21 protein-coding genes are annotated in these 22,555 nt (G+C 59.1%); 10 read left to right on the forward strand and 11 right to left on the reverse strand.

Features of this window, described 5'->3' with window-relative positions; genetic code table 11:
• The first annotated feature begins 214 nt into the window (after positions 1-214).
• The 3 genes from URZ40_RS16270 to URZ40_RS16280 are packed head-to-tail and all read left to right on the forward strand — an operon-like array spanning position 215 to position 1,504.
• A complete protein-coding gene (locus URZ40_RS16270) occupies positions 215-706 on the forward strand; it encodes an Hcp family type VI secretion system effector (RefSeq protein WP_320720844.1) in 492 nt (163 codons plus the stop codon).
• 10 nt (positions 707-716) lie between these two features.
• Positions 717-1,073, forward strand: coding sequence for a tlde1 domain-containing protein (locus URZ40_RS16275; RefSeq protein WP_316380755.1), 357 nt, complete (start codon positions 717-719; stop codon positions 1,071-1,073).
• The gene (locus URZ40_RS16280) at positions 1,070-1,504 is read left to right on the forward strand and encodes a hypothetical protein (RefSeq protein WP_316380756.1); all 435 of its coding nucleotides are present in this window, start codon (positions 1,070-1,072) and stop codon (positions 1,502-1,504) included. The genes URZ40_RS16275 and URZ40_RS16280 overlap by 4 nt, the downstream gene beginning before the upstream one ends.
• A 53-nt stretch (positions 1,505-1,557) precedes the next feature.
• Here URZ40_RS16280 and URZ40_RS16285 read toward each other — a convergent pair whose 3' ends face one another.
• Complete coding sequence (locus URZ40_RS16285; protein WP_316380757.1) at positions 1,558-2,448, reverse strand: oxidoreductase; 891 nt, start codon at positions 2,446-2,448, stop codon at positions 1,558-1,560.
• Positions 2,449-2,553: 105 nt separating this feature from the next.
• Here URZ40_RS16285 and URZ40_RS16290 point away from each other — a divergent pair, with 105 nt between their 5' ends.
• The gene (locus URZ40_RS16290; protein ID WP_101744450.1) at positions 2,554-3,675 is read left to right on the forward strand and encodes a YbdK family carboxylate-amine ligase; all 1,122 of its coding nucleotides are present in this window, start codon (positions 2,554-2,556) and stop codon (positions 3,673-3,675) included.
• Here URZ40_RS16290 and URZ40_RS16295 read toward each other — a convergent pair.
• The 3 genes from URZ40_RS16295 to URZ40_RS16305 form a co-directional block, all read right to left on the reverse strand.
• A complete protein-coding gene (locus URZ40_RS16295; protein WP_320720845.1) occupies positions 3,626-6,760 on the reverse strand; it encodes an efflux RND transporter permease subunit in 3,135 nt (1,044 codons plus the stop codon). The two genes, URZ40_RS16290 and URZ40_RS16295, sit on opposite strands and share 50 nt — an antisense overlap.
• 9 nt (positions 6,761-6,769) lie before the next feature.
• Positions 6,770-7,831, reverse strand: a complete 1,062-nt coding sequence (locus URZ40_RS16300; protein WP_320720846.1) for an efflux RND transporter periplasmic adaptor subunit — start codon at positions 7,829-7,831, stop codon at positions 6,770-6,772.
• 110 nt (positions 7,832-7,941) lie between these two features.
• Positions 7,942-10,650 carry a cation-transporting P-type ATPase gene (locus URZ40_RS16305; RefSeq protein ID WP_320720847.1) on the reverse strand — a complete coding sequence of 903 codons (2,709 nt, stop codon included), beginning with the start codon at positions 10,648-10,650 and terminating at the stop codon, positions 7,942-7,944.
• A 488-nt stretch (positions 10,651-11,138) separates the two neighbouring features.
• Between URZ40_RS16305 and URZ40_RS16310 the strand changes: the two genes are divergently transcribed.
• The gene (locus URZ40_RS16310; protein ID WP_116341357.1) at positions 11,139-11,387 is read left to right on the forward strand and encodes a DUF1158 domain-containing protein; all 249 of its coding nucleotides are present in this window, start codon (positions 11,139-11,141) and stop codon (positions 11,385-11,387) included.
• Positions 11,388-11,443: 56 nt separating this feature from the next.
• On the opposite strand, the gene URZ40_RS16315 is transcribed toward URZ40_RS16310, so the two are convergent.
• The gene (locus URZ40_RS16315; RefSeq protein WP_028012253.1) at positions 11,444-11,785 is read right to left on the reverse strand and encodes a RamA family antibiotic efflux transcriptional regulator; all 342 of its coding nucleotides are present in this window, start codon (positions 11,783-11,785) and stop codon (positions 11,444-11,446) included.
• 32 nt (positions 11,786-11,817) lie between these two features.
• On the reverse strand, positions 11,818-12,921 hold the full coding sequence (locus tag URZ40_RS16320; RefSeq protein WP_316380763.1) for a RomA family MBL fold metallo-hydrolase: 1,104 nt from the start codon (positions 12,919-12,921) through the stop codon (positions 11,818-11,820).
• Between the two features lie 188 nt (positions 12,922-13,109).
• On the opposite strand from URZ40_RS16320, the gene URZ40_RS16325 reads away from it, so the two are divergent.
• From URZ40_RS16325 to nfsB, 3 genes are all read left to right on the forward strand, one after another.
• Positions 13,110-13,700: a TetR/AcrR family transcriptional regulator gene (locus URZ40_RS16325; protein WP_116341361.1), complete on the forward strand. Its 591-nt coding sequence runs from the start codon at positions 13,110-13,112 to the stop codon at positions 13,698-13,700.
• Complete coding sequence (locus URZ40_RS16330) at positions 13,690-14,058, forward strand: MmcQ/YjbR family DNA-binding protein (RefSeq protein WP_151413900.1); 369 nt, start codon at positions 13,690-13,692, stop codon at positions 14,056-14,058. The genes URZ40_RS16325 and URZ40_RS16330 overlap by 11 nt, the downstream gene beginning before the upstream one ends.
• Positions 14,059-14,178: 120 nt before the next feature.
• Positions 14,179-14,832 carry an oxygen-insensitive NAD(P)H nitroreductase gene (gene nfsB, locus URZ40_RS16335; RefSeq protein ID WP_116341365.1) on the forward strand — a complete coding sequence of 218 codons (654 nt, stop codon included), beginning with the start codon at positions 14,179-14,181 and terminating at the stop codon, positions 14,830-14,832.
• Positions 14,833-14,859: 27 nt separating this feature from the next.
• On the opposite strand, the gene URZ40_RS16340 is transcribed toward nfsB, so the two are convergent.
• Together URZ40_RS16340 and URZ40_RS16345 are read right to left on the reverse strand one after the other, a co-directional pair.
• A complete protein-coding gene (locus URZ40_RS16340) occupies positions 14,860-15,462 on the reverse strand; it encodes a hypothetical protein (protein WP_219323478.1) in 603 nt (200 codons plus the stop codon).
• Between the two features lie 151 nt (positions 15,463-15,613).
• Positions 15,614-16,483 carry a helix-turn-helix transcriptional regulator gene (locus URZ40_RS16345; RefSeq protein WP_192983332.1) on the reverse strand — a complete coding sequence of 290 codons (870 nt, stop codon included), beginning with the start codon at positions 16,481-16,483 and terminating at the stop codon, positions 15,614-15,616.
• Between the two features lie 107 nt (positions 16,484-16,590).
• On the opposite strand from URZ40_RS16345, the gene URZ40_RS16350 reads away from it, so the two are divergent.
• Complete coding sequence (locus tag URZ40_RS16350) at positions 16,591-18,027, forward strand: MFS transporter (RefSeq protein ID WP_116341371.1); 1,437 nt, start codon at positions 16,591-16,593, stop codon at positions 18,025-18,027.
• 65 nt (positions 18,028-18,092) lie between these two features.
• Positions 18,093-19,337: a mechanosensitive ion channel family protein gene (locus URZ40_RS16355; RefSeq protein ID WP_320720852.1), complete on the forward strand. Its 1,245-nt coding sequence runs from the start codon at positions 18,093-18,095 to the stop codon at positions 19,335-19,337.
• On the opposite strand, the gene URZ40_RS16360 is transcribed toward URZ40_RS16355, so the two are convergent.
• From URZ40_RS16360 to URZ40_RS16370, 3 genes are all read right to left on the reverse strand, one after another.
• Complete coding sequence (locus URZ40_RS16360) at positions 19,338-20,309, reverse strand: LacI family DNA-binding transcriptional regulator (protein WP_163330531.1); 972 nt, start codon at positions 20,307-20,309, stop codon at positions 19,338-19,340.
• A gap of 75 nt (positions 20,310-20,384) precedes the next feature.
• The gene (locus URZ40_RS16365; RefSeq protein ID WP_320720853.1) at positions 20,385-21,527 is read right to left on the reverse strand and encodes a Gfo/Idh/MocA family oxidoreductase; all 1,143 of its coding nucleotides are present in this window, start codon (positions 21,525-21,527) and stop codon (positions 20,385-20,387) included.
• Positions 21,520-22,545 (reverse strand): sugar phosphate isomerase/epimerase family protein, encoded by a 1,026-nt coding sequence (locus tag URZ40_RS16370; RefSeq protein WP_320720855.1) that lies wholly within the window; start codon positions 22,543-22,545, stop codon positions 21,520-21,522. The genes URZ40_RS16365 and URZ40_RS16370 overlap by 8 nt, the downstream gene beginning before the upstream one ends.
• Positions 22,546-22,555 lie beyond the last annotated feature (10 nt).

A 22,555-nucleotide genomic window follows, 5' to 3' on the forward strand; every position in this document is an offset into this window, starting at 1 on the left:
TTAAACCACGATATTAATCATTAACACTTTATCCAGATCCAAACAGTAAGATCCCATTATTTCTTAATTTTCATCAACGAAAACGAAGATCGTTTTATATCCATACCATATAAAAATTGACGGACCATTTTGTAAGCACTAGCGTTACCCTGGTTACATAACCAATTAAACTAAAAGGTTTTTTCAGGTTTTCCTTAAATGGAGTTTTAAACAAATGGCTATTCCCGCTTATTTATGGCTCAAAGATGACGGCGGTGCCGACATCAAAGGCTCTGTCGATATACATGGTCGTGATGGAAGTATCGAGATAATCGCGCTGAACCACGGCATAATGCAGCCCACGGACAAACATACCGGTAAGGCGACAAGTCTTCGCGTCCATTCCCCCTACTCTTTTGATAAAGAGATCGACGCCTCCAGCCCCTATTTGTACAAGGCTGTCAGCACAGGTCAGAAGCTAAAATCTGCAGAGGTGAAGTTTTACCATATCAACGATGCCGGTCAGGAAGTGGAATATTTCTCCACTCTTATGGAGGGAGTGACGATTGTCAGCGTCTGTCCAATGATGCTAGATATCAAAGATCCTGACTACGAGAAGCATAACCATCTTGAGCTGGTAGAACTGCTGTATGAAAAAATTACCTGGCGCTATGTCGACGGTAACACCATACATTCAGATAGCTGGAACGGCCGCAAGACGGCATAAGGAGAACGTTATGGGATGGAAGTATGAGCAGTCGACCGGCAAGATGTATAAAGACGGTAAATTAATTGAGATCGGGTATTCCGGTGCTCTTACGAATAAAAACAACCCGGACCGTCAGCATGTGAAAGGACTGGGGCCACTGCCTCGCGGGACGTATAAAATCGCGGGTCATTCGAATTCTAAAGGACCGATAACCATCATTCTTGAGCAAACCTCAGGCGAAAGTTTTGGTCGCTCAGAATTCCGCATTCATGGTGACCACAAGTATGGCCCCGCGGGGTTTGCATCCGAGGGGTGCATCATTCTCTCACCGTCAACGAGACGTAAGATTCTTCGCGACGGCGGCATGCTTGAGGTAGTGCGATGAAATACCCGATCGTACTGCTGATATGTGCTCTTACAGCCCCGGCAATAGCTGACGTTAGTGACTGGTCTTCAGCAGTGAAGGGAATTGCCTCAGGTGATGTACACCGGATTGAGCAAGCCCCAAAGCTTGCTGCCGTTGCTGACGAGAACCAGGCAAAGCAGTTAGAAGATGCCTTAGCCGCAGCGCTCACCACAAACACCAACGCCACGCTGAAAGCGCTCCGCATCCTTGATGCCGGAAAGTGGCCGCACATGGTAGGCAGCGATATCGTCTGCACGCCGCCTTTAGAGAAATCATCCGCCGAAATCGACGCGTTTTATCAGCGTACCCGCCAGGCGCTGCTGGAAACGTTTGAAGGTGCTCAGTGCCTCTGGATCCTGGAGGCAACCATGGAAGAGTTGAAAGCAGAGAAAGCCCGTCAGGCTAAGTAGAGACGCTACCCGGCGCACAACGGCCGGGTCTTTCCTTCACTCCAGACCCTGGCTCACCCCGGCCCCTCGCTCCCCGCCGCCAGCAGCGGCACCACCACGTCACTGATGGGCACCGCAATCCCGTGCTTACGGCCGTAGCGCTGGATCACGCCGTTGCGGATATCCCACTCCATCGGGCGATCCGCCTGACGGTCCGCAAGGATCGACGTGCCCAAATCCACTGGCGCACGCTGGAAGTTCGCCAGAATCTCCTGCGCCACCGCATCATCCAGCTTCGCCCCCTCGACGCGGGCGACGGCAAGCCCCTCGCGCAGATAGGCCAGCGCAAGCTCGCTGATATCCTCGCGCCTGAACATCCCTGCGCGGCGGTTGGCCAGCACCATCAGCCCGGCGACCGCGTTTTGTAGCAGCTTGCGCCAGGCGACGGTAGCGAAATCTGCCGAGAGTTCAACCGCGCAGCGCGTATCGCGAAGCGCCTCCACCACCCGCTGCGCCTGAGGCACGTCCGGCAGCGTCAGACGCGGCTTCGCCCGCAGCCAGACGGAGGCATCCGGCTCGCGCTGCGCCGGGAACCAGACTACCGACGGCAGCACCGCTGCGCCGTTAACCCACGGCTCAAGCTGGGCTTTTTGCTCCACGCCGTTTTGCAGCGCGCAGACCACGGTGTTTTCATCACACAGAGCCCGCAGCCATCCTGCGCTGTCGGCATTTTGCGTCGTTTTTACCGCCACGAAAACGAGATCGACGGGGCGCGTAATGTCGGCCGGATCGGTTAATACCGGGCCGGGCACCACGGTTTCACCCTCGTCGTGGCGCAGACGTAATTCCGGATGTGCGGTGCGTCCGCACAGCATCGGCGTACGGCCCGCGTCGTGCAGCACCGCGGCAATGGTGGTCCCAATTGCGCCAGGCCCAATCAGCGCAATCACTGGATTGTCAGACATGGTTAACTCCCCTTTTCGCTAAGCCTGCTAACAGTTATACCACCCTGAAAAGTGAGCGCCACGTCGTTGTCTATACTCAACACACAACAGACAACGGAGTGCGCCATGCCTTTACCTGATTTCAAATCCTCTGAACCGTTCACCCTCGGCATCGAACTCGAACTGCAGGTGGTTAACCCGCCGGGCTACGATCTGAGCCAGGACTCCTCCGCGCTTATCGCCGCCGTCAAAGACGACATCAAAGGCGGCGAAGTCAAACACGACATCACCGAAAGCATGCTCGAAATCGCCACCGGCGTGTGCCAGAACATCGACCAGGCGGCGGCGCAGTTCTCGGTGATGCAGCAGAGCATTCTGCGCGCCGCGGCGGAGCAGCATATTCAGATTTGCGGCGGCGGGACGCATCCGTTCCAGAAATGGCAGCGTCAGGAGGTGTGCGACGACGAGCGCTATAACGTCACGCTGGAGCGCTTTGGCTATCTGATTTTGCAGGCAACGGTGTTCGGCCAGCACGTGCACGTCGGCTGCCGGACCGGGGACGACGCGATTTACCTGCTGCACGGCCTGTCGCGCTTCGTGCCGCACTTTATCGCCCTGGCGGCCGCCTCGCCGTATATGCAGGGCACGGACACGAAGTTCTCCTCGTCGCGGCTCAACATCTTCTCCGGCTTCCCGGATAACGGCCAGATGCCGTGGGTCAACAGCTGGCAGGAGTTCGAGGGGCTGTTCCGCCGCCTGAGTTCGACCAGCATGATCGACAGCATTAAGGATCTGCACTGGGACATCCGCCCCAGCCCGCATTTTGGCACCGTGGAGGTGCGGGTGATGGATACGCCGCTGACGCTCGGCCACGCCATTAACATCGCCGGGCTTATTCAGGCGACGTCGCACTGGCTGTTAACCGCGCGACCCTATAAGCATCAGGAGAAGGATTTTCTGCTCTACCGCTTTAACCGTTTTCAGGCCTGTCGCTACGGGCTGGAGGGGATCCTGACGGACGTGCACACCGGTGAGCACAAAACCGTAGCGGAAGACATTGCGTGGCTGCTGGAGCAGGTTGCGCCGTCGGCCGAAAAGCTCGGCGCGACCAGCGCAATCAATGAAATTGCCCTGCTGTTAAAGCAGGGCAAGAGCGAGGCGCAGCGCATGCGGGACTTTATCGCCGACGGTGGCTCGCTTATTTCTCTGGTGCAGAAACACTGCGAGCTGTGGGCGACGAGTCCGTAAGGCCGTGGCCCCACTCGCGCAGGCGCTGGAACAGCACGAACAGCGCGGGGATGAACACAATCCCCACCACGGTCGCCACCAGCATGCCGCTGAACACCGTGGTGCCGATAATGCGGCGGCTCTGGGCACCCGCTCCGGTCGCCAGCATCATGGGCAGGACGCCGATAATGAACGACACGGCGGTCATCATCACCGCGCGGAAGCGGCGCGAGGCCCCTTCTCTTGCGGCATCGACAATCGCCATGCCGTCCATGCGCCGCTCGCGGGCAAACTCCACGATAAGAATGGCGTTTTTAGCCGCTAGCGCGATCAGCAAGACCAGGCCAATCTGCACGTACACGTCATTGGCGTAGCCCGCCAACCACAGCCAGACCAGCGCCCCGCCGATGGCGAACAGCACCGAGAGCATCACGCTCGCCGGGAGCGTCCAGCTCTCGTACTGGGCGACGAGGAACAGCCACGCCATCACCACCGCCGCCAGCACGATCCACACCGCCTGGTTGCCGGTCTGCTGCTCCTGATAAGACATGCCGCTCCAGGCGTAGTCGTATCCCGCTGGCAAATTCTCCGCCAGAAGCTCGCCCATCACCGCCATCGCGGTGCTGCTGCTTACCCCTTCAGCCGCCGAGCCGCTCACCGACACGGACGGGAACTGGTTGTACTGCTGCAGGAACGGCGCGCCGACGCTCGGCGTGATGGTGACGAGGTTGCTCAGGCGCACCCGCTCGCCGCTGTTGCTGCGCACGAACAGCTCGCTGATTTGCTCTGCGCGCTCGCGCCACTGCATCTCGTTTTGCATCACCACGTGGTAGACGCGGTTGTTGACGCTGAAATCCCCGGCGCGGGTGCCACCAAAGGCGGTTTGCAGGCTGCTGAAGATGCGTGATACCGGCACGTCGAGGCGCGCGGCGCGCTCGCGGTCAACGGTCAGCGTCAGCTGCGGCACATTGCTGCTCCAGGTGGTGAACACGCGGCTCAGCTGCGGATGCTGGTTAGCTTTCGCCAGCACCTCACGCGTCACGCGCTCCAGCTCCGCCGGGCTCTGCCCCGCCTGCGCCTGAATGCGCAGGTCGAAGCCGGAGGCGTTGCCCAGCCCCGGCAGCGTCGGTGGCGCGAAGGTCATGATGGTCGCTTCCGGCAGGGCCTGCAGCTGGCGCTGCAGGCTGCCCATCACCTCGTCCAGCGGCGGACGCTCGCTCCAGTCTTTGAGCATGATGGAGATAAACCCGCCGTTAGAGGCGCTGGTGCCGTTGAGGATGTTAAACCCGGAGACCTGAATCACGTCCTCCACCGCCGGATTTTTGGCGATGAGTTCGCGCGCCGTGGTCATCACCGCCTCGGTACGCTCCAGCGAGGCCGCTTCCGGCAGCTGGACGCTGGCGAAGAAGTAGCCCTGATCCTCCTGCGGCAGGAAGCCTTTTGGCATCGACATAAAACTGAACACCACTACCGCCGCCGCGCATGCGGTGGCCAGCAGCGCCAGCCACGGGCGCAGGTTTAAGACGTGCACGATGCGGGTATAGAAACCGCGCGAGGCGTCCAGCCCGCGATTAAAGGCGCGATAAACCGCAGCAGGCTTCTCCGGGCGCGGGCGCAGCAGCAGCGCGCACAGGGCGGGCGTCAGGGTCAGCGCCACCAGGCTTGAGAGCGTGACGGCGGTGGAGAGTGTCACCGCGAACTGGCGGTACAGCTCGCCGACAATCCCCGGCAGCAGCGCCACCGGCACAAACACCGCCAGCAGCACCAGCGTCGTCGCGATGACCGGCCCGGCAATCTGGCGCAGGGCCAGCGCGGTCGCCGCCGTGCGGCTCTGCCCTTCCGCCATCAGCGTTTCGACGCTCTCCACCACCACGATGGCGTCATCCACCACCATGGTCAGCGCCAGAATGATGGCGAACAGGCTGAGGGTGTTGGCGGAGTAGCCGAGCGTGTAGAGCAGCGCGAAGGTGCCCACCAGCGACACCGGAATAGCAAGCGCGACAATCAGCGTTGCGCGCCAGCTTTGCAGGAACAGGGAAACGACCACCACAACCGCCAGCATGGTGAGCGCCAGCGAGACGCCGATCTCTTTAATGGTGGCGGCCACAAAGGAAGTGGTGTCGAACTTCACCTCGTATACCAGGTCGTCCGGGAAGCGCGTCGAGAGGCGCTCCAGCTCCGCGCGCACCGCGTCGGCCACGCGCAGGGCGTTGGCGGACGGCGTCGGGTAGATGCCGAGGTAGGCGGAGTCGTGCCCGTTCAGCTGCGCGCCCGAGCTGTAGCTGCGCGAGCCAAGCTCAATGGTGGCGACGTCCTTCAGGCGCACCAGCTGGCCCATCTCGCCCGCGCGGATGATGATGTCGGCAAAGTCTTCGGCCTGATTTAAGCGCCCCAGCCCGTTGATAGTCAGGGTCTGCTGCTGGCCGTTAAATACCGGCGGCGTGCCAACCTGGCCTGCCGCCCCCTGCACGTTCTGCTCGCGCAGCGCCTGCGCCACGTCGTCGGTGGTGACGTTCAGGGCGTTCATGCGGTCCGGACGCAGCCAGATGCGCATGCTGTAGTCGCGCGCGCCAAACATCTGCACCTGCCCGACGCCCGGCAGGCGAGCCAGCGCCTCGCGCACCTGGGTGCTGGCGTAGTTGCTGACGAAAAGCGGCGTATGGGTGTTATTCGGTGAGTAAAGGCTTACCCCCATCATCAGGTTGGTGGCGCGCTTGCGCACCTGCACGCCGTTTTGCTGCGCCTCGGTCGGCAGCTGCGCCACGGCCTGCGCCACGCGGTTCTGCACGTCGATGGCGGCGAGGTCCGGATCGGTGCCCGCCGCAAAGGTAATGTTCAGACTGTAGGTGCCTTCGTCCGAACTGGTGGACTCCATGTAGAGCATGTGGTCCACGCCGTTCAGCTGGGTCTCCAGCGGCGTGGCAATGGCCTCCGCCACGTCGGCCGAGCTGGCGCCCGGCCAGCTGGCAGAAACGTTCACGACCGGCGGCGCGATCTGCGGGTACTGCTCCACCGGAATAATCTTCAGCGCGATGGCCCCCAGCAGGGTGATGACCAGCGCAATCACCATCGCGAAGCGCGGGCGTTTGATGAAAAACGTCAGCATGATGGCTCCTTAGTTGAGTATCTGGACGGTAGCGCCGGGCTGCACGCGCTGCGCGCCGTCAGTAATCGCTCGCTCACCGGGCTTCACGCCGGAGGCAATCTGAAACTGCTGGCCGATCTGTCCGGCTATCTTCAGCGGACGCATTTCAGCCTTGCCGTCGGCGTTAACCACCCAGGCGAAGAACCCGTCGCCGTTCTGCTGCACCGCGGCAGCGGGCAGGGTCAGCACGGGCTGTTCGCTTGCCGGGCGCAAATACACGTTTACATTGCCACCGGGCAGGAGCTGATGGCGCGGGTTGGCGAACTCGGCGCGCAGCATCACGCTGGCGGTGCGCGGGTCGATGCGGTTGTCCACGGAGGTGAGCTCGCCGCTGACGCGCTGGCCGTTGCTGTCAATTAACGCCTGCCAGGCCTGCTTCATGGCGCTGATGTCAGCATGCTGTCCGGCTTTGGTAGCAAATGCCCCCTCCTCCAGCGCAAAGGCGATGCGGATCGGGTCAAGCTGCACCACCTCCACCAGCACGCCGCTGGCAGGATTCACCAGGCTGCCGACGTGGAACTGGCTGTGCCCCACGCGGCCGTCAATCGGCGAGGTAATGCGTGTGTAGTTCAGGGTGACTCTGCGGGTGTCGAGCCGGGCTTTGGCCTGCTCCAGCGCGGCGCTGGCGACGTCCCGCTGCATGCGGGCGTTATCCACGTCGTGACGGCTGATGGCGTTGCTGCTGCCCAGGCTTTCAAATCGGGAAAGCTGCTGCTGCGCCTGACGCAGCGTGGCTTCGGCGCTTCTCACCTCGGCCTGCGCCAGGCGCAGGGCGGCGCGCGGCTCGGCGTCGTCCAGCTCGAACAGCACGTCGCCTTTTTTCACGTACTGCCCGTCGCGGAAGTGGATTTTGGTAATCACGCCTTCCGTGCGGGCGCGCAGCTCAACGGTGTGGATAGCTTCGATGCGGCCCGGGATCTGGCGCTCGGCGGCGTGGGCGGTCTTTTCCACGGCGGCGACGCGCACGGGGATGGCGGCGAATGCGGGTTGCAGGGTACTGACAAGGAGTGCTAACAGGACCGGGAATTTCATAGGAGTACCTCAGCGTTGTCTCCCCTCACCCTAACCCTCTCCCCAAAGGGGAGAGGGAACTTGAACACCCTCTCCCCTTTGGGGAGAGGGCAGGGTGAGGGGGTTCTTTGTTATGCAGCCTTACGGAACCTGCGGGTCAGTCGCTTCTCGATTTCGACGACGAAGAACATCACGCCCGCCACCGCCAGGGTCACGAACCAGTAGCGCAGCGGCAGCGCTTCGGTGCCGAACAGCATCTGCATAAACGGCAGGTAGATAATCGCCGCCTGGAGCAGGAACAGTACGCCCGTCACCAGCCAGATCCCTTTGTTAGCCAGCAGGCCGCGGTTCAGGGAGAACCCTTCGGTGTTGCGGCAGTTAATCATGTACACCCACTGGGCGCAGACCAGCATCTGCAGCAGCACGGTGCGGATGAACTCCGCGCTGTGGCCGCGCGGAGCCAGCCAGGCTTCCAGCGCAAAGGCGGCGATGGCAATCATGGTGCCGACGAAGGCCACGCGCCACACGGCGTAGGCGTCCATCACGTGCTGCCCGGTCTGACGCGGCGGACGACGCATGATGTTGCGCTCGGCGGCCTCAAAGGCCAGGCCGAAGGAGAGCGTGGCGGAGGTAGCCATGTTCATCCACAAAATCAGAACCGGCGTCAGCGGAATGATGTTCCCCGCCAGCAGCGCAATCACAATCAGCAGCCCCTGCGCGAGGTTGGTCGGCATGATGAACAGAATCGTCTTCTTCAGGTTGTCGTAAACGCGACGCCCCTCTTTTACCGCGCTGGCGATGGTGGCGAAGTTATCGTCCGTCAGGACCATGTCCGCCGCCTCTTTGGTCACTTCCGTGCCTTTGATGCCCATCGCGATGCCCACGTCCGCCTGACGCAGCGCCGGGGCATCGTTCACGCCGTCACCGGTCATGCCGACAATTTCGCCCTTGTCCTGCAGCGCTTTCACCAGGCGCAGCTTATGCTCCGGGCTGGTGCGGGCGAAGATGTCATACTTCACCGCCGCTTCCGCCAGCGCGGCGTCGTCCATCTTCTCCAGCTCGTAGCCGGTGACCGCCTGCTCGCTGTTGGTGATCCCCAGCATCTGGCCGATGCTCATCGCCGTCTGCGGGTGATCCCCGGTGATCATCTTCACGCGGATCCCCGCCTGCTGGCAGGCGTTAATCGCATCAATGGCTTCCGGACGCGGCGGATCCATCATCCCGGCGATGCCGAGGAAGATCAGACCGTGGCTCAGATCGTCGTGCGTCAGTTCCTGCTCGCCGTTCGCCGGCTTGAACGCCGCGGCGACCATGCGCAGCCCCTGACGGGCATAGCGCTCCATCTCGCTTTCCCAGTACGCGCGGTTGAAGGCTTCCGCACCGTTGCGGGTCTGCTGCTCGGCGCACAGGGCGAAAATCACGTCCGGCGCGCCGGTGATCAGGATCTGCTCCTCACCGCCAATCTGGTAGTGGGTGCTCATGTACTTATACTGCGAGTCGAACGGGATCTTGTTAACCAGCGTGGTCGCGACCGGCTCAAGGCTGGCCTTCGCCGCCAGCACCTTCAGCGCCCCCTCGGTCGGGCCACCGGTGATGCCCCACAGGCCGCGCTCGTCCTGAATCAGCTGGCTGTCGTTGCAGAGGTCGATGGTGCGCAGGTACTGCTCCAGCACGGTGCCCGGCTGGATGTGGACCGGCTCGTCGCTGCCTTCCAGGTAGATGTTGCCCACCGGCTCGTAGCTGTTGCCGTCCACGCGGTAGCAGGCGTCGGCGGTGATAATGGCTTTGACCGTCATCTCGTTCATGGTCAGGGTGCCGGTTTTATCCGAGCAGACCACGGTCATTGCGCCGAGCGTTTCAACCGTCGGCAGCTTGCGGATAATCGCCCGCTTGCGGGCCATCGCCTGCACGCCCAGCGAGAGGATGATGGAGATTATCGCCGGCAGACCTTCCGGCACGGAGGCCACCGCCAGGCTGATCAGGGAGAGCAGCAGCTCGCCCATCGGGATCTCGCGGAACACCAGGCTGAAGACGAACAGCGCAGCCATCATTGCGAGGATAATGGCGAAGATCGCTTTACCCAGCTTGTCCATCTGCACCAGCAGCGGCGTGCGGTGTTTTTCGATACCCGCCATCATCTGGTTGATGTGGCCGAGCTCCGTCTCCTTACCGGTCGCGGTGACCACGCCGATGCCGCCGCCCGCGCTGACGGTCGTCCCGGAGAAGACCATATTGGTGCGGTCGCCCAGCGGCAGTTCACCGCTCAGCGGATTAATATGTTTATCCACCACGGTGGATTCGCCGGTCAGAATCGCCTCTTCCACGCGTAAATTATGCGCTTCGATTAAACGCATATCTGCCGGAATACGATCCCCCGCGCGTAATACAATAATATCGCCCGGGACTATTTCAGTCGTTGGGATGGTTTCATGGTTGCCGTTGCGAATAACGCGCGCCTCGCTGGAGAGCATATTACGAATGCTCTTCAGGGATTTTTCCGCATTGCTTTCCTGAATATGGCCAATCAAGGCGTTGATAACCGCCACGCCCAAAATAACCAGCGTATCGACCCAGTGGCCCATTACCGCCGTTAATACCGCAGCGGCCAGCAGAACGTAAATCAGCACATCGTTAAAGTGCGCGAGAAAACGCAGCCAGCCCGGCTTGCCCTTTTTCTCCGGAAGCGCGTTCGGTCCCTGTTTTTGCAGACGCGCCTGCGCCTCTGCCCGGTCCAGACCGCTCGCCTGGCTTTGCGCGTAGGCAAGCACCTGCTCTGTGGTCTGCTGGTATGCCAGCCCGCCGGAAGGCGGCATGTTTGGGGAGAATTTTTTTTCAGTCATCGTATTTTTCCTTCAATATCCGGTGAACAGAAGCCTGAATTCCTTTCTGGCTTAAATAAATTGATTTTAAAGTCTTGCGGGTAAAATTGATCTACCGCAATATATTTACCACTGGGTTATTCAGAATTGATTAAAATTATTTCGACGAGCTGATTTTTACAAAATATTTCTAAACCATTCCTAAACGAGGGGGTACCATGTTTGGTATTTATCGCGGACGGCGCCTGGCGTTATACATTGTCGCAGCCATTGTTATTGCGACGTTAATTGGATACAGCACCTATACGTTTGTAAAATTATTTTCGTGATGCAGACATTTATTTACATAGAGCGAAATTAATTTAATCATCATGGTTAAATTAATTTCCTTTCGCACATTATTTGTTGGTGTAGAGAATTATTTAATTAAAAAAGGCCTGGCGGGTTGATATTGCTTTACGTTAAAGGATGCCGGACAATGACATTTTTAACTGACGATTAACATTACGATGAAACACCCGTTGGAATCGCTGCTGACTGCAGGGGGCATTTTATTGCTGGCCCTGCTCTCTTGCTTACTGCTGCCCGCACCGTCGCTGGGTCTGGTGCTGGCGCAGAAGCTGGTTCAGACCTTTCATATGGTCGATCTGAACCAGCTCTACACCATTTTGTTCTGCGTGTGGTTTTTACTGCTCGGGGCCATTGAATTCTTCATCCTGCGTTTCGTCTGGCGCCGCTGGTTTTCACTGGCGTCGTAGGCCAATAAAAAAGCCGGGTGGCAGCAATGCCTTTCCCGGCCTACGTTTCGTCAATTTCAATGCGCCCGACTATGGTTCTCTTTGCGATATGCCCCAGGCGGCTGATGGAAGGTGCGGGTAAAGATGCGCGTAAACGTCTGCTGCGATTCAAAACCGTAGCGCAGGCAGATTTCGTACACGCGCTCGTCAGATTCACGCAGATCCCGCGCCGCCAGCAGCAGCTTGCGTTCGCGGATGTAGCGCCCCAGGCTTTCGCCTTTGTACTGCATAAACAGCCGCTGTAAATGCCACTTGGAGTAACCCGCGTGGCGGGCGATCTCTTCGATGCGTAGCGGCTGGTGTAGGTTGTCATCGATCCATTCGACAATGGTATCAATGACCTGAGCGGAAATCGTCATGCTGCTCTCCCCCTCTGTTTCTTGGTTCAACATTATTCCCACCACTCACGAAACTGTTGCGTGCTATCGCTCACCCGAACCGGCTCACCCAGTTCCGGCGTCAGCAACCGATAATTTTTATCCTTACTGGCCCGCGCCAGCTGGATCAGCGGATCGTTCCAGGTGTGTTTCGCCAGCACGAAGCGCCCGTTATGCCCCGGCACCACCGCTTTCGCGTTGAGGTCCGCCGAAGCCTGCGCCGTTTCATCCGGCAGCATGTGGATGTACTTCCAGTCCTGGTCGTACTGGCCGTTTTCCATGATGGCCAGATCCACCTCACCAAACTGCTCGCCAATGGCCTTAAAGTGCGGGCCGTAACCGGAGTCGCCGCTGTAGTAGACCTTCTGCTCTGGCGTGACGAACATAAAACTGCCCCACAGGGTCTGGTCACGCTTGATGCCGCGCCCGGAGAAGTGGCGCGCGGGCAGCACGTGAACCGTCAGCGCATCGCTGATGTGCACCGACTGGTTCCAGTCGCGCTCGTCGATAATCTCAGGCTTCATTCCCCAGTAGCGCAGGTGGGATCCCACGCCGAGCGGCGTCACGACGCGCTTCACCTTCGGCAATAGCGACCGGATGGTGGCGTAGTCCAGATGGTCGTAGTGATCGTGCGAGATAATCAGCAGGTCGATTTCCGGCATGCTCTCCGCACGCCACGGGTACTCTCCCGCAAACGCCTTATTAAGGAACGAGAACGGCGCGGCATAGTTGCCGAGGACCGGGTCGATCAGGATGCGTTTTCCCGCCAGCTGCATATACCACGAGGAGTGGCCGAGCCACACCAGCGTATCCTGCTCCAGAGGCAAGCTCGCCAGATCGGTTTTCACCAGTGGCAACGGCTGCGCCGGACGGGCGTTTTCGGTTTTACGGGTCAGGAACTGCCACCACGCCACCAGCATGTTTTGCTGCCCGGTAAAGCCAGGCGTCGGAAGCGCGTTATGGAACTTCCCGTCGCGATAGTGCGGAGAAGCCTCCACTTCCGTAAGCTGCGCACCCTGCGGCGGCTGGCCAAATCCGGCATTCAGAACAAACGGTAAACTCGCAGCTGAAGCAATAATCATGACGAACACCACGCAGATGAAGAGAGGCTTTTTCATATCCTGACCCGAAAACGCGCGCCATCCGATGGTTTACGCGGGGGAAACTTGATTATGAGTGAGTAAGCACTCATTATAGATATGATGATAAAGTCGTCAAGACGTTTTCGATCTTTGACATTCCGCGTTGCAGCGTGTCAAAGCACGTGTTTCAATCAGGGTTTTTAGCATTGAGAGGGGGAAATTTAGTGGCACGTCCGAAGAGTGAAGATAAAAAACAGGCCTTACTGGAAGCCGCAACGGTGGCATTTGCACAGTCAGGTATTGCCGCCTCAACGGCGTTAATTGCCCGTAACGCGGGCGTCGCTGAAGGCACGCTGTTTCGCTACTTTGCTACTAAAGACGACCTGCTGAATGCCCTTTACCTGCACCTCAAGCAGGATCTCTGCCAGACCATGCTGGCGAACCTCGATCGCACCCTCACCCTTCCTAAAGAGCATACCCGCAATATCTGGAACAGCTACGTGGACTGGGGTATTCGTAACCCCGTTTCTCATGCGGCAATCCGCCAGATTGGCGTCAGTGAAAAGCTGAGCGCCGAAACGGAACAGGCGGTGAAGGAGATGTTCCCGGAACTTCACGAGCTGTGCCGCCGCTCGGTGCGTCCGGTGTTTATGTCCGATGAATTTAAAACGTTTGGCGATGCGCTTTTCTTATCGCTGGCGGAAACCACCATGGAGTTTGCCACCCGCGATCCGTCCCGTGCCGTCGATTTTAAAGCGCTGGGTTTTGAAGCCATGTGGCGCGGGCTGGCTCAGGAGGATAGCGATGGACAGTAACTCTCTGCAGGCGCACGCGAAACGCGTCGCGCTGGAGATGCCTTTCACCGAACACTGCTGGCCGTTTGGCCCCGAGTACGACGTGTTTAAGGTTGGCGGGAAAATTTTTATGCTGATGGCCACCGCGCACGGCAGGCCCCACGTTAGCCTGAAATCCGACCCGGAAAAATCCCTGTTAAACCAGCAGATTTATCGCGGCGTTGAGCCGGGCTACCACCTCAATAAAAAACACTGGATTTCGCTCTACGGCACCGAGGACATCACGCCAGAACTGGTCGCCGACCTGATCGCGGACTCGTGGAATCTGGTTGTCGATAAGCTGCCGAAAAAAGACCAGAAGTGGATACGGCCAGCCTGACTGTTCGTCTGTGCCGAACAGTATAACCGCTCGAATCGCACTTATCTTTTGCGGCTTCGCGCGGTAATCTGCTCTCCTTTCGCGCCCGCGCACGGGCGAATTTCATTACCAGGAGTAGTTATGGATATCATTTCTGTCGCCCTGAAACGCCACTCTACCAAGGCGTTCGACCCAACCAAAAAACTGACCGCTGAAGAAGCGGAAAAAATCAAAACCCTGCTGCAGTACAGCCCATCCAGCACCAACTCCCAGCCGTGGCACTTCATTGTGGCCAGCACCGAGGAAGGTAAAGCGCGCGTGGCGAAATCCGCCGCGGGCACCTATGTGTTCAACGAACGCAAAATGCTGGATGCTTCTCACGTGGTGGTATTTTGCGCGAAAACCGCGATGGACGACGCCTGGCTGGAGCGCGTTGTCGATCAGGAAGAGGCGGATGGTCGTTTCAACACGCCGGAAGCGAAAGCGGCCAATAACAAAGGACGCCACTATTTTGCCGATATGCACCGCGTGGATCTGAAAGATGACGACCAGTGGATGGCGAAACAGGTTTACCTGAACGTCGGTAACTTCCTGCTGGGCGTGGGTGCGCTGGGTCTGGACGCCGTGCCAATCGAAGGCTTCGACGCCGCTATTCTCGACGAAGAGTTTGGCCTGAAAGAGAAAGGCTTCACCAGCCTGGTGGTGGTGCCGGTTGGGCACCACAGCGTGGAAGATTTCAACGCCACGCTGCCGAAGTCTCGCCTGCCGCTGAGCACGATTGTGACCGAGTGCTGATCAAAACGGGCCGCTCTGTGCGGCCCGTTACGCTTTACTGATGACTAACCTGCGATGTGGATGAACATCACGATCGTATCCCCAGGCAAACGCAATCCAGCGCTCTTCCAGCTCGGCGTAAGAACTCACCGGTGTTAAGTGCCACTCCTCACCTACCGTACCGTCCGCCACGCTTATCTGATAATTCATGCTGAACGCCCAGTCAATCATGCGTAACCAAAACCGCTGTCCGTCTCCGGTTTGTTCGCTGTCAGAAACCACAATGTCGTATTCGCTAAGCACCCATTGAAAGAAGGATTGTGGTAACCCACTTATTACTCGCTGATGCACGGCGCGTGGCGTACGCCAGACCATAACCTGTGTCGCAGCCCCGTGAGGAAATGTAATTTCTTTATGAAACGTCAACTTCACGGCATACGCCGTATAGGGTTTACCATCGTCAGTGGTCACGAGACGGTATTCATCGCCGTAGCGCGATTTTAACAGGCGATATCCCGCTGGCAGCATAAATCCAGGCAGATGAAAATCCACCGTGCCTCGTGCAAGAAACGCTTCAGTATGTTCAACGTTTCGGGAGATAAGGCCTAATTTTTGGCTGAAGTCTGCGGAATCAATCATCAGTGGCGACATGGTGGTTTCTCATGGCGTGAGTATAGACGACTTAACACCTCATCGAAATGATGTCGATTCAGTCGATTGGTTTAAGATAACCCCACCTTACACCTGTCTCATCCACTTAGCAGAACCAGCCATTATTCCCTGAAAGCGCCTCGCAAAAAACTTATTTCCCCTGCTCCGCCAGCCATTCCATCGCCCGCTCCCCCGCCTCATCCACCGGTAAATAGACCAGCAGCCGCGAGCCGTTTCGCGGTGCGGAGTACCAGTACATCTGCTGCAGCGTAAAATCACCCAGTTCTGGATGGGTAAACAGCTTGAGCTGGTTCTCCACGCCGCGCACGTCGTTGCGCTGGTGCCACAGGGTTTTAAACTCTTCAGACACCGCGAAGAAGCGCGCCAGCTTGGCTTCCCACAGCGGGTCGCCCCGGTGCTCGGCCATCGCCGCGCGGAAATAGGAAACGAAAATCGGCAGCACGTCATCGCGTCTGCCGAGACGCGCGCGCCACGCCGGATGGGTGAGGAACAGGTAAATACAGTTGCGGTCTTCCGGCGGGATGTCATTGAAATCAACGCCCATCAGGTGCCCGAAGCTGTCGTTCCACGCCACGATGTCGAAGTTGGGCTTCTGGATGCTGGCGGGTTTTGGCATCAGGGTATCGAGCAGGCGGCGGGTGCCTTCGCTGATGCCCTCGCAGCAGACCGCCTGCGGCGCTTCACCCGGCGGCAATCCGGCTAACACAAACAGATGTCGGGTTTCGGTTGGGGTGCACTGCAGGGCTTTCGCCACGGCGGCCATCACCGTGCTGGACGGTTTGACGTCCCTGCCCTGCTCAAGCCAGGTGTACCAGGTCACGCCCACATCCGCGAGCATCGCCACCTCTTCCCGGCGCAGGCCCGGCGTGCGGCGCCGACCGCTGCGCGGCAGGCCGAGACGCTGCGGATCGAGGCTTTCCCGCCGGGCGCGTAAAAATGCCCCCAGCTGTTTTCGGGTGTCATCCTGATGTGAGGCGACGGGTTCAGACATCAAGGCCATAAATCCCCCTGCATGGTAGTGCCAGTACCAGTATAAGCAAGAACTGGTACCCGTTTATCAGATGGTTGATGCTACGACCATCTGATGAATGACGCAATGGAGTTACCATGAATACGTCAGTTGTTTCACCGGGCCGCGCAGGCCTGATACTGCTGTTGACCGGCCAGATGCTGCCCATGATTGATACCTCAATCACCAATGTGGCGCTGGACGCTATCACCCATTCACTGCAGGCTACCGCCACCGAGCTGGAGCTGATTGTCGCCCTCTACGGCGTGGCCTTTGCCGTCTGCCTCGCGCTCGGCAGCAAGCTGGGAGATAACCTTGGCCGCCGTCGCCTGTTTATGTGGGGCGTGGCAGTTTTTGGCCTGGCCTCACTGCTGTGCGGGATGGCGGGAAACATTGAACAGCTGCTGGCCGCGCGCATCGTTCAGGGCGCGGGGGCAGCGCTGATTATGCCGCAGATCCTCGCGACGCTGCACGTCACGCTAAAAGGCAGCGCCCACGCGAAAGCCATAAGCCTGTTTGGCGGCATCGGCGGGATTGCGTTTATCGTGGGCCAGATGGGCGGCGGCTGGCTGGTGTCGGCGGATATCGCCGGGCTGGGCTGGCGTAACGCCTTCTTTATCAACGTGCCGATTTGTCTGCTGGTGCTGGCGTTAAGCCGCCGCTACGTGCCGGAAACCCGCCGTGAGACGCCGTCACGCATCGACTGGCCGGGCACCGTGCTGCTGGCGATCATTCTTTGCTGTCTGCTGTTCCCGATGGCGCTCGGCCCACAACAGCACTGGCCGTGGTCGCTGAAGGTTATGCTTCTTGTCATTATTCCGCTGGCCTGGCTGATGGCGCAGAATGCGCGCAAAAAGGAGCGTGAGAATGCCCATCCACTGATCCCGCCGCGTCTGCTTCAGCTTCGCAGCGTTCGCTTTGGCATCGTGATTGCGCTGCTCTTTTTCAGCGTCTGGTCCGGGTTTATGTTCTGCATGGCGCTGACCATGCAGACCGGGCTGGGGATGGCGCCGTGGCAGTCCGGGAACAGTTTTATCGCCCTTGGCGTGACCTATTTTATCTCCGCATGGTTCGCGCCGAGGCTGATTGCCCGCTACAGCACCAGCACGATTCTGCTGACGGGTCTGGCAATTCAGATAATCGGCCTGCTGGCGCTGATCGTCACGTTCCGCTACTGGGGATTGCAAAATACTGCGCTGACGCTGGCGCCTGCCACCGGGCTGGTAGGCTACGGCCAGGCGCTGATTGTAAACAGCTTTTACCGCATCGGGATGCGCGATATTCAGCCCGATGACGCGGGGGCCGCGAGCGCCATTCTCAGCACGTTGCAGCAGGCCGCGCTGGGGCTGGGCCCGGCCATTTTCGGCGCGATTTTGCTACACGGCCTGCAGAATTATCACGGAAATTACGCGCAGGCGATTAACCTTTTCCTGGCAGTAGAAACCGGCCTGATGGTTATCCTGGCGCTGGCGACAATCCGTATGCGTCACAGGCTGTGCCTGCCGGTGGCGAAGGTCTGCCAGGCCGCCAAATAAGCCCGCAAATTTGCATAATAGATCCGCAGCCGCCATTATGGGGCTGCAACAATACAGGAGATGTTATGCAGGAATTAATTGCTCAGGTTGAAGAGTTAGGCATTGAAATTAATCACACCACCTCTTTAGTGATTATCTTTGGTATTATTTTTCTTACCGCCATCATCGTTCATTTTATTCTTCACAAAGTGGTGCTGCGCGCATTTGAGAAACGCGCGCAGGCCAGCAGCCATTTATGGTTGCAGATCATTACCCAGAATAAACTATTTCACCGTCTGGCCTTTACCCTTCAGGGGATAATCGTCAACGTTCAGGCGGTGCTGTGGCTGCAAAAAGGCAGCGAAGCGGCGGAAATGCTCACCACCTGCGCGAAGCTGTGGGTGATGGTGTATGCCCTGCTCTCCTTCTTCTCGCTGCTGGACGTGATTTTTAACCTGTCGCAGAAAATGGCCACCGCGTCGCAGCTGCCGCTAAAAGGGATTTTCCAGGGCATCAAGCTGGTGAGCGCCATTCTGGTGGGGATATTAATTATCTCCCTGCTGATCGGCCAGTCCCCGGCGATTCTTATCAGCGGTCTGGGCGCCATGGCCGCCGTTCTGATGCTGGTGTTTAAAGACCCGATACTCGGACTGGTGGCGGGGATTCAGCTTTCCGCCAACGACATGCTCAAGCTCGGCGACTGGCTGGAGATGCCGAAATACGGCGCCAACGGCACGGTGACGGATATCGGCCTGACCACCGTTAAGGTGCGCAACTTTGATAACACCATCACCACTATCCCGACGTGGGCGCTGGTCTCTGACGCCTTTATTAACTGGAGCGGCATGTCTGCCTCCGGCGGGCGACGCATTAAGCGCAGCCTGAATATTGATACCACCAGCATTCATTTCCTCGACGAGCAGGAGCAGCAGAAGCTGATTCAGGCGAAGCTGCTGAAGCCCTATCTGGCCGCGCGTCATGAGGAAATTAGCCTGTGGAATCAGAAGAACGGTGAAGGGGAATCAGTATTAAATCTGCGCAAGATGACCAATATCGGCACCTTCCGCGCCTACCTGAATGAATATCTGTGCAACCACCCGCGCATCCGCAAAGATATGACGCTGATGGTGCGCCAGCTCGCGCCGGACGCCAACGGCCTGCCGATTGAAATATACGCCTTCACCAACACAGTGGTCTGGGCGGAATATGAGGAAATTCAGGCCGACATCTTCGATCATATTTTTGCGGTGGTGGATGAATTTGGTCTGCGCATTCACCAGTCACCAACCGGGAACGATATTCGCTCCCTGGCTGGCATCATCGCGCAATAATCAGGCACTGGCGCGGGAAATAAAGCGCCAGTCCATCATCACCCTCTCCGTGGGTGCATCCGGGTTGTCGATCTTATTTAAGAGCAGATCGACCGCCTTGCGCCCGATATCCCGCGACGGCTGTTCGATGGTGGTGAGCGAAACCATCTCCGCGAGCTCGGTGCCGTCAAAGCCCACGACCGCGATATCCTCCGGCACCCGCAGCCCGGCCTGCTGAATCGCACGCAGCGCGCCCGCCGCCAGCGTGTCGGAAACGGCAAATACCGCATCTGGCGGGTTTTCTTTTAGCAGATTTTGCATCGCGGCCATGCCCGCGCCGGAGCTGAGATCGCTGGCATACTCCACCGCCTGATAGTCCAGATCCCGCAGGTGGATCACGCTTTTGTAGCCGCGTTCGCGCAGGCGGGCATACTTGTAGCTGAGATCGTGGTTGATCATCGCGATACGCTTGCGTCCGCCGTCGGCCAGCTGGCTGACGGCATGCTGTGAAGCGTCCACATCATTGATGCCGACGCAGGAGACCGCGCCCGCATCGGCGTATTCGGCGCACTGCACCCACGGTGCAGAACCAATCAGCGCGGCCAGTTCCGGCAGCTTCGAGAAGGCGTCCATGGTGATAATGCCGTCGACGATTTTGCCGGAGAGCAGGCTTAATCCCGAGCGGGAGCGCTCGATGTCCGAGCCGGAGTTGCACAGCAGAATGCGGTAGCCGTTTTTCTCCGCCTCGGCTTCGATGCCCTTCACCACTTCGGCGCAGAACGGGTTGGCAATGTTGGACACCATCACCAGGATCATATAGCTGCGGGCGGTGCGCAGCTGACGGGCGAGCAGGTTTGGCTGGTAGTTGCTCTCCTGAATCGCCCGCAGAACGCGCTCGCGGTTTTTCGCCTTCACGGTGTCGCTGTTATTCAGCACGCGGGAGACCGTCGCCACGGAGACCCCGGCCAGCTGAGCGATTTTCTGAATTGACATAGCGACGACACATCCTGCGGTTAGCGTTTTGTGCAGGCTACCATAAATTTATTGCCCGGCGAACCGGGCAACGCGTTATTGTTCCACGCGCACCCAGCGCTGCTGCTGATGGCTTTTCACAATAGCATCAATGATATACATCACGTTTGCGCCATCGTGAAACGTCGCAAACTGCGGCGTATCCGGCATCGCGCCCGCCTGCACGGCGCGGTAGAACTGCGCCATCATATTTTTGAAGGCGTCCGGCCAGCCTTCGATATGTCCGCCGGGGAAGTGGGCGCTGTCGGCCACGTCAGGGTTCATCAGCCCCGGATCGTCGGTGAGCGTCTGGTTGGCCTGCGCGCGATGGCCGATCCACAGCTGCTGCGGCACCTCCTGATCCCACGCCAGCGACCGCTCGCTGCCGTTGACCTCAAACGTCAGGCGGTTTTTACGCCCGGCGCTCACCTGCGAGACGCTAAAGCTGCCCTTGCTGCCGTCGTCGAAGCGGAACAGCACCGAGCCGAAGTCTTCGGTGGTGACCGGTTTGTCTTCATACTCCGCCCGCTCGTTGTGGGAGAAAGTTTGATTCCCGCCTTTGCTGGCCCTGCGCGTCGGCCAGACGATGGAGAGATCCGCCATCACCTCGGTAATGCGCCGCCCGGTGACAAACTGCACAGTGTCGCACCAGTGGGAGCCGATGTCCGCCACCGCGCGTGATGCGCCGCCCAGCGCAGCATCTACCCGCCAGTTATAGTCGGTTTCCAGCAGCATCCAGTCCTGCAGATAGCTGCCGTGCGAGGCAAACAGCCGCCCGACGCTGCCCGCACGCATCATGCTCTCCGCCTGGCGCACCATCGCAAACTGGCGATAGACAAAGCTCACGCCGTGCACCGCGCCCGTCTGATCCGCCAGCGCCACCAGCTCGCGCGCCTCGTCCGGGGTCATGCACAGCGGCTTTTCGGAAAACACGTGCTTGCCCGCGCGCAGGATCTGGCGGTTAATCTCCGCGTGCAGGTGGTTAGGCGTGCAGTTGTGCACCACGTGCAGATCGGGGTGTGCGAGCAGTTCCTCAACGCTGCCGTACGCGTGCGGCACGTTAAGCTGACGCGCTTTTTCCTGCGCTTTGGCAAGCGTGCCGTCGCAGAGGGCCACAACCTGCACGTATCCGAGACGCCGCAGCGCCTCGATATGCGCCGGGCCGATAAACCCGCTGCCGATAATTCCGACGTTAATCATGCTTGCCTCCAGCGGCGAAATCATCAAACGCGCGCCCGGAAACCGGAATGATGTGGCGGCGGATAAACTCGCTGCCTTCGCGCGCGCCGGTCTCGCCGTCCTTCAGACAGCACTCCCACTCCAGCACCGCCCAGCCGTCATAGTCGTACTGGGTCAGCTTGCTGAAAATGCCCTTAAAGTCGATCTGCCCGTCGCCGAGCGACCGGAAGCGTCCGGCGCGGTTGATCCACGGCTGGTAGCCGCCGTACGCGCCGCTGCGCCCGTTCGGGCGGAACTCCGCATCCTTCACGTGGAACGCCCTGATGCGCGCGTGGTAGATGTCGATAAAGGCCAGGTAGTCCATCTGCTGCAACAGCATGTGGCTCGGATCAAAGAGAATGTTGCAGCGCGGGTGGTTATCCACCAGCGCCAGAAAACGCTCGAAGGTCACGCCGTCGTGCAGATCTTCCCCCGGATGCAACTCAAAGCAGACGTCCACCCCCTGCTCGTCGAAGGTATCCAGAATCGGCCGCCAGCGGTTTGCCAGCTCCCCGAACGCTTCCTGAAAACGCTGTTCGTTATGCGGCGGCCACGGGTAGAAAAACGGCCAGGCCAGTGAGCCGGAGAAGGTGGCGTGCGCTTTCAGGCCTAATCTGGCCGAGGCGACCGCCGCCTGTTTCAGCTTCTCCGTGGCCCACGCCCGGCGCGCCGCATCGTTACCGCGCACGGACGTGGGCGCGAAGTGATCAAACGCGTCGCTGTAAATCGGGTTTACCGCGACAAGCTGCCCTTCCAGATGGGTCGACAGTTCGCTGATAACCAGCCCGTGCGCGGCCAGCTTAGCGGTGACGTCATCGCAGTAGGCCTGGCTCTCAGCCGCTTTCTCGACGTCAAAAATATGCGGATGGTTGCAGGGGATCTGCACCGCTTTATAACCTTTACCTGCCGCCCATTCAGCCAGCCCGTCGAGCGAATTAAACGGCGCTTCTGCGCCAATAAACTGAGACAGAAAAATGCCGGGTCCTTTTATCGTCCTCATACCACCTCCT

It is taken from the genome of Enterobacter sp. 296B2, assembly GCF_034106185.1.
In the GTDB taxonomy this organism is placed as follows: Bacteria; Pseudomonadota; Gammaproteobacteria; order Enterobacterales; family Enterobacteriaceae; genus Enterobacter; species Enterobacter cloacae_N.

What these genes read in the sequence shown, in the direction of transcription:
- URZ40_RS16270 (WP_320720844.1), top strand. Translation starts at nt 215, where the DNA reads ATGGCTATTCCCGCTTATTTATGGCTCAAAGATGACGGCGGTGCCGAC.
- URZ40_RS16275 (WP_316380755.1), top strand. Translation starts at nt 717, where the DNA reads ATGGGATGGAAGTATGAGCAGTCGACCGGCAAGATGTATAAAGACGGT.
- URZ40_RS16280 (WP_316380756.1), top strand. Translation starts at nt 1,070, where the DNA reads ATGAAATACCCGATCGTACTGCTGATATGTGCTCTTACAGCCCCGGCA.
- URZ40_RS16285 (WP_316380757.1), bottom strand. Translation starts at nt 2,448, where the DNA reads ATGTCTGACAATCCAGTGATTGCGCTGATTGGGCCTGGCGCAATTGGG.
- URZ40_RS16290 (WP_101744450.1), top strand. Translation starts at nt 2,554, where the DNA reads ATGCCTTTACCTGATTTCAAATCCTCTGAACCGTTCACCCTCGGCATC.
- URZ40_RS16295 (WP_320720845.1), bottom strand. Translation starts at nt 6,760, where the DNA reads ATGCTGACGTTTTTCATCAAACGCCCGCGCTTCGCGATGGTGATTGCG.
- URZ40_RS16300 (WP_320720846.1), bottom strand. Translation starts at nt 7,831, where the DNA reads ATGAAATTCCCGGTCCTGTTAGCACTCCTTGTCAGTACCCTGCAACCC.
- URZ40_RS16305 (WP_320720847.1), bottom strand. Translation starts at nt 10,650, where the DNA reads ATGACTGAAAAAAAATTCTCCCCAAACATGCCGCCTTCCGGCGGGCTG.
- URZ40_RS16310 (WP_116341357.1), top strand. Translation starts at nt 11,139, where the DNA reads ATGAAACACCCGTTGGAATCGCTGCTGACTGCAGGGGGCATTTTATTG.
- URZ40_RS16315 (WP_028012253.1), bottom strand. Translation starts at nt 11,785, where the DNA reads ATGACGATTTCCGCTCAGGTCATTGATACCATTGTCGAATGGATCGAT.
- URZ40_RS16320 (WP_316380763.1), bottom strand. Translation starts at nt 12,921, where the DNA reads ATGAAAAAGCCTCTCTTCATCTGCGTGGTGTTCGTCATGATTATTGCT.
- URZ40_RS16330 (WP_151413900.1), top strand. Translation starts at nt 13,690, where the DNA reads ATGGACAGTAACTCTCTGCAGGCGCACGCGAAACGCGTCGCGCTGGAG.
- nfsB (WP_116341365.1), top strand. Translation starts at nt 14,179, where the DNA reads ATGGATATCATTTCTGTCGCCCTGAAACGCCACTCTACCAAGGCGTTC.
- URZ40_RS16340 (WP_219323478.1), bottom strand. Translation starts at nt 15,462, where the DNA reads ATGTCGCCACTGATGATTGATTCCGCAGACTTCAGCCAAAAATTAGGC.
- URZ40_RS16345 (WP_192983332.1), bottom strand. Translation starts at nt 16,483, where the DNA reads ATGGCCTTGATGTCTGAACCCGTCGCCTCACATCAGGATGACACCCGA.
- URZ40_RS16350 (WP_116341371.1), top strand. Translation starts at nt 16,591, where the DNA reads ATGAATACGTCAGTTGTTTCACCGGGCCGCGCAGGCCTGATACTGCTG.
- URZ40_RS16355 (WP_320720852.1), top strand. Translation starts at nt 18,093, where the DNA reads ATGCAGGAATTAATTGCTCAGGTTGAAGAGTTAGGCATTGAAATTAAT.
- URZ40_RS16360 (WP_163330531.1), bottom strand. Translation starts at nt 20,309, where the DNA reads ATGTCAATTCAGAAAATCGCTCAGCTGGCCGGGGTCTCCGTGGCGACG.
- URZ40_RS16365 (WP_320720853.1), bottom strand. Translation starts at nt 21,527, where the DNA reads ATGATTAACGTCGGAATTATCGGCAGCGGGTTTATCGGCCCGGCGCAT.
- URZ40_RS16370 (WP_320720855.1), bottom strand. Translation starts at nt 22,545, where the DNA reads ATGAGGACGATAAAAGGACCCGGCATTTTTCTGTCTCAGTTTATTGGC.